This is a genomic window from Streptomyces sp. NRRL WC-3549 (assembly GCF_000721935.1).
In the GTDB taxonomy this organism is placed as follows: Bacteria; Actinomycetota; Actinomycetes; order Streptomycetales; family Streptomycetaceae; genus Streptomyces.
Genome location: NZ_JOCS01001733.1, coordinates 1 through 5614, shown reverse-complemented (window position 1 = coordinate 5614; position 5614 = coordinate 1). Strand labels below are relative to the sequence as shown.

Genomic DNA, 5614 nt, shown 5'->3' with positions numbered 1-5614 from the left:
CTCTCCTTGTTCCCGGCTTCCGGTTTCCCGTGCCGTTCACGAGAACAACATTGGCAGGGGGGCCTGATAAGACGCTGACACCTCTCTGACGCGGTAGTTGAATTCCTTTACGGTCTTCCCCTCGGCGCGGCGTCGGTGCTGTACTCGCATCAAAGGAAACGCCTTTCGAAAGGGATACGAGTATGCCTGAAACCACCACGGAAACTCCGATTCTCGGGGCGATCCGGACACACACCCGGAGCGAGAACGCCAGTGCGTTCCTGGCGCTCAACAGCGGTAACAGCGCCTTCACCCTCCCGGGCACGGACGGCGTCGTCGTCTACCGCCGGACCGGCCGCTACGCGGTCCAGTTCGGTGGCCCGTTCGCGGCCCCCGACGCCTACGACACCCTCCTCGACGCCTTCCGCGGGCATGTGAAGGACGAGGGGCTGCACCTCGTCGGCATCCAGCTCCAGCGTTCCGACGCCGAGCGCTACGCCCGGCGAGGTTTCACCGTCAACCAGGTCGGCGCCTCCTGGGCCGTGCGACTGCCGGAGTTCTCGCTGCGCGGCACCCGCTTCATGCAACTGCGCAACAAGATCTCCCGCGCCCACCGCAACGGCCTCCAGATCAAGGAGGTCACGGCCGACGAATGGCAGGGCGCGATAGCGGCGATCGACGAGGCCTGGCTCGGCTCCAAGGGGGGCGCGCAGCAGCTGGAGTTCCTGGTGGGCGAGATCGGCGGTGAACCGCAGGCCGAGCGCCGGCTGTTCGCCGGGACCATCGAGGGCGCCCCCGTCGCCTACATCTCGTACTCGCCCGTCTACGGCGAGCGGGCCGGCTGGATGCACGACCTGAGCCGGCGCATCCCCGAGGGCTCTCCGGGGCTGATGGAGGCCATCAACGCGCACGCCATCGAGGTGTTCCGCGCCGAGGGCGTCGAGTGGCTGCACTTCGGCTTCACGCCCTTCACCGGCCTCGACGCGAGCCACGAACTCGAAGGCCACAGCCCGGCGTTCCAGTGGCTGATGCACGCCTTGTGGGCCGAGGGAGCCGCGCTCTACCCGGCGCAGACCCAGCTTTCGTACAAGCAGAAGTGGGCCCCCGACGCGCTCATCCCGGAATACGTCGCCTTCGACGGACCGGTCGCCTCGCTGGCCGGTTTCGCGCACGTCTTCCGCGCCTGCAAGGCGTTCTGACCCCACCGGCAGGGCACCGCCGTGATCACCACGATCACGACGGCCATCACGACGAGGAGCCGACACAGTGAGTGACACAGTGAGTGACAGCGACGAGACCACGACCACCGGGACGAACACCACCGAGGACCTCCAGCACGCCATGGTCGGGCAGCTCATGGCCATCATCGGTGCCCCCGACGACGAGGACGTGGCCCGCGCCGCGGACGGCATCGTCCAGGCGCTCGACGCCAGGCTGCGCGAGGCCCAGACCGCTGCCGCCTGAGTGGAGGAGGGCCCGGTACGCAGGGCTCCCACGCCCCCGGGGCCGATCAGCTCAGTATCAGCGTCACATCAGCGCGGCACGGAACGCTGGACACACGTTCGCCCGGCGACCCGGTTCGCTGGAGTACCGCACCGTGCTCCAGCGGGCCGGGCGCGCCGGGCGCCCGGCGCCCGCTTTCCGTCACGGTCCGCGGAAGCACTGTCGATACCCGGCGCCCGCAGGGCAGCGGCGCCGCCGCCCGCTTCGGGTACTTCTCCCAAGGAGAGCAACGCATGCAGCGTCCGCACGTCCAAGAAGCCGAGGCCACCGCCGTTCCCCCGCAGCGTGGTGGCGCGTCGGCCACGTTCGCCGAGCTCCTCAAGCGCGTCAAGGCGGAAGGCCTTCTCGATCTCGATCCCCGGTACTACATAGGCCGGCTGGTGCTGAACACCACGCTGCTGCTGCTCGGGTTCGCCGCGTTCTTCGCCCTCGGCGACTCGTGGTGGCAGCTCGCGGTGGCCCTCTGGATGGGGCTGTGCGGCGGGCAGTCCGCCTTCATGTGGCACGACGCGGGCCACAAGGCCATGTTCCGCAGCAAGAAGGCCGCCTCCGCCGTCGGATACTTCCACGCCAACCTCGTCAACGGGGTCAGCTTCGGCTGGTGGGTGAACCACCACAACCGCCACCACAGCAACCCCAACCACCTCGACATGGATCCGGACATCGGCCGGCGCACCGCCATCTTCGCCATCAGCCAGTACCCGACCCGGCGCGGCGTGCAGAAGTTCATCGTGCGCTACCAGAGCGTGCTGTTCTTCGTGCTGCTGGTCCTGGAGTCCTTCAAGATGCTGAAGACCGCCGTCCTGTCCATCGCCCAGGGCAAGACCAAGCGTCCCGTGCTGGAGTCGTTCCTGCTCGTCGCGCGGGCGGCCGTCTATCTGGCGCTGGTGTTCACCGTCCTCTCGCCCGTCCTGGCGGTCGCCTTCGTCCTGGTCCAGCAGGCGGCACTGGGTGTCTATTTCGGGATGATCTTCGCGCCGAACCACAAGGGCATGGAGGTCCGCGACGGTGACGAGGAGACGCTGGACTGGCTGGAGCGCCAGGTCCTCCCCTCCCGCAACATCCGCCCGTCCCTGCTGATCGACTTCCTCTACGGCGGGCTCAACTACCAGGTCGAGCACCACCTGTTCCCGGCCATGCCGCAGAAGAACCTGGCCCGGGCCCGCGAACTCACCCGTGCCTACTGCGCCGAGCGCGGGGTGCCGTACCACGAGGTCGGGTTCTGGGCCTCGTACCGCGAGGTCGCCTCGTTCCTGCACGAGGTCAGCGCACCGGTGCGGCGCGGCGACGTCGACGAGCAGATCCGGCGGGAGGCGAGCCAGGCCGCGTGACCCGCGCGGTCCGCCTGTCGCCCGCCCCGCTGCGTCCGCTCTCCCCGACCCCTCCGCCGTCCCGGCCACCGCACCACCGGCCACCGCACCACCGGCACCACACCACCGTCACCACAGCTCCGTCCCCGGGCCACCCGGCCGTACCTCCGGGTCAGGGGCCGCCGGAGCCTTTCAGGCGGTCCCTTCCCCAAGGAGCACGCGCATGTCCCAGACCACCACGGCGGTGAGCGAAGCCGCCGCTCCCGCCTCGATCGGGGTCCGGCTGGACCGGATGCCGATCACGCCCATGCACCGCAGACTGACCGCGGTCATCGGTATCGGCCTGCTCTTCGACACCTTCGAGAACAGCCTGTCGGGCACCATCGCCAAGGTGCTCCAGAACGACTTCGCCTTCGGTGCGACGTCGCTGAAACTGGTCCTGGCCTCCGTGTTCGTCGGCCAGTTCGTCGGCTCGCTGGTGCTCGGCCGGATCGCGGACCGGTTCGGCCGGCGCCGGGCCTTCCTGATCAACCTCGCGATCTACTCGGGCTTCTCCCTGCTCGGGGCCTTCTCGCCCAACGCGGGCTGGCTGATCGTGACGCGTTTCCTGGCCGGTGTCGGTATCGGCGCCGAACAGTCCCTGTCCGACTGCTACATGGCCGACGTCCTGCCCGCCGCCAAGCGCGGCCGGTTCATCGCCTGGGCCTACACACTGGCCTTCTGCGGGGTGCCCGCGGTCGGCTTCGCGGCCTTGTGGCTGGTCCCGCTGACCCCGCTGGGCGTGGACGGCTGGCGCTGGCTGTTCGTGATCGGCGCGCTCGGCTCGGCCGTGGTGTGGGTGCTGCGCAGGCAACTGATCGAGTCCCCGCGCTGGCTGGCGGCGACCGGCCGGACCGAGGAGGCGGACCGGCTGGTGTCCCGGATGGAGGCAGAGGTCCCGGCCGGCCGGGCCGCCCAGGAGCTCCGGGCCGAGGACCTTCCGGCCGAGGACCTTCCGGCCGAGGACCTTCCGGTCGCGTACGAGAAGCCCGGCGCCCGGCGGTCCAGCCTGCGGGACGTCTTCGCGCCCGCGCTGCGGCGCCGCACCGTGATGCTGTGGATCTTCTGCGCGCTCTCCACGGTGGGCTACTACGGCTTCGGCACCCTGGCCCCGCAGATCCTCGCCGCCAAGGGGTACGACATCGTGGCCGGCCTGGGCTTCACGGCCCTGTCCTTCCTCGGCTACCCCGTCGGCTCGGCGCTGTCGCTGCCCGTCATCGACCGCGTCGAACGCAAGACGCTGGTCGCGCTGTCCGCGGCCGCCATGGTCGCCGCCGGAATGGGCTTCGCCTTCACCGACTCGCCCGCCCTCATCGTGGCGTTCGGCTTCGGCTACACCCTGTGCAGCAACGTCTTCTCCAGCGTGTCGCACGTGTACCTCTCCGAGCAGTACCCGACGGCGATCCGTGCCACCGCGTCCGGCATGGCCTACTCGCTGTCCAAACTCAGCGCCGCCGCACTGCCGTTCGTCCTGCTGCCCGTCCTCGACTCCTACGGGCCCGGCGCACTGTTCGCGGTCATCGCCGCCGCCATGGCCGCCTTGGCCGTCACCGTGCTCACGCTGGGTGAACGCACCACCGGAGTGTCCGTGGACCGGATTCCGACCCGCTGAACGCCAACCCTGAGGAGGAGTTGACGATGACCTACGTCATCGCTCTGCCCTGCGTCGACGTGAAGGATCGTTCCTGCGTCGATGAATGTCCGGTGGACTGCATCTACGAGGGCCGGCGCGCCCTGTACATCCAGCCCGACGAATGCGTCGACTGCGGGGCCTGCGAACCGGTGTGCCCGGTGGAGGCCATCTACTTCCAGGACGACGTCCCCGCCGAGTGGGGCGACCACCGCGGGTCCAACGCCGACTTCTTCGAGGCCCTCGGCTCGCCCGGCGGCGGAGGCGCCCTCGGTGTCCTCGACCACGACTCCCCGCTGGTCGGGTCCCTGCCGCGGAAGGCGGTGCGGTCATGAGCGGGGTGCTGGCCGGCAAGCGGATCCTGGTGACGGGCGTCGTCACGGACGCGTCCATCGCCTTCCACGTCGCCCGGATCGCCCAGGAGGAGGGGGCCGAGGTCGTCCTGACCGGCTTCGGCCGGCTCTCCCTGATCGAGCGGATCGCCGCCCGGCTGCCGAAACCGGCCCCGGTGATCGAGCTGGACGTCACCGACCAGGCGCACCTGGACACGCTCGCCGAGCGGGTGCGCGAGCACGTCGACGGCCTCGACGGGGTCGTGCACTCCGTCGCGTACGGCCCCCAGGGCGCCTTCTCCTTCCTCGACGGGGACTGGGCGGACGTCTCGACGGCCGTCCAGGTGTCGGCGTACTCCCTGAAGTCCCTGACCACCGCGTGCCTGCCCCTGATGGAGGGGCGTGGCGGCTCGGTGGTCGGGCTCACCTTCGACGCCACGGTCGCCTGGCCGCACTACGACTGGATGGGCGTCGCCAAGGCCGCCCTCGAATCGACCAGCCGCTATCTGGCCCGAGACCTGGGTGACCGAGGCATCCGCTGCAACCTGGTGGCGGCCGGCCCGCTGCGGTCCATGGCCGCCAAGTCCATCCCCGGCTTCCAGGAGCTCGCGGAGGTCTGGCGGCACCGGGCTCCGATCGGCTGGGACCTCGTCGACCCGGACCCCGCGGCGCGTGGAGTGGTCGCCCTGCTGTCGGACTTCTTCCCGCGCACCACCGGCGAGATCGTCCACGTGGACGGCGGGGTGCACATGACGGGGGCGTGACGCGCGCCGCGGGGTGCCCGGCGGGTCCTGTCCGGACCTGACCCGCGGGTACCGCCC

6 protein-coding genes are annotated in these 5614 nt (G+C 70.1%); all 6 read left to right on the top strand.

The annotated features are described in order from the left end of the window. Positions 1–182 precede the first annotated feature (182 nt). Positions 183–1178, top strand: a complete 996-nt coding sequence (locus IH13_RS0100030; protein WP_031079846.1) for a DUF2156 domain-containing protein — start codon at positions 183–185, stop codon at positions 1176–1178. A 67-nt stretch (positions 1179–1245) separates the two neighbouring features. Continuing rightward, positions 1246–1443 (top strand): hypothetical protein, encoded by a 198-nt coding sequence (locus IH13_RS36365; protein WP_158790998.1) that lies wholly within the window; start codon positions 1246–1248, stop codon positions 1441–1443. Between the two features lie 272 nt (positions 1444–1715). Beyond that, the gene (locus tag IH13_RS0100020; RefSeq protein ID WP_031079845.1) at positions 1716–2813 is read left to right on the top strand and encodes a fatty acid desaturase family protein; all 1098 of its coding nucleotides are present in this window, start codon (positions 1716–1718) and stop codon (positions 2811–2813) included. Between the two features lie 202 nt (positions 2814–3015). Then, a complete protein-coding gene (locus IH13_RS0100015; protein ID WP_031079844.1) occupies positions 3016–4443 on the top strand; it encodes an MFS transporter in 1428 nt (475 codons plus the stop codon). Between the two features lie 26 nt (positions 4444–4469). Beyond that, the gene (gene fdxA / locus IH13_RS0100010; protein WP_031079843.1) at positions 4470–4796 is read left to right on the top strand and encodes a ferredoxin; all 327 of its coding nucleotides are present in this window, start codon (positions 4470–4472) and stop codon (positions 4794–4796) included. Beyond that, positions 4793–5557 carry an enoyl-ACP reductase FabI gene (fabI, locus tag IH13_RS0100005; RefSeq protein WP_031079842.1) on the top strand — a complete coding sequence of 255 codons (765 nt, stop codon included), beginning with the start codon at positions 4793–4795 and terminating at the stop codon, positions 5555–5557. The genes fdxA and fabI overlap by 4 nt, the downstream gene beginning before the upstream one ends. The last annotated feature ends 57 nt before the right edge of the window (positions 5558–5614 follow it).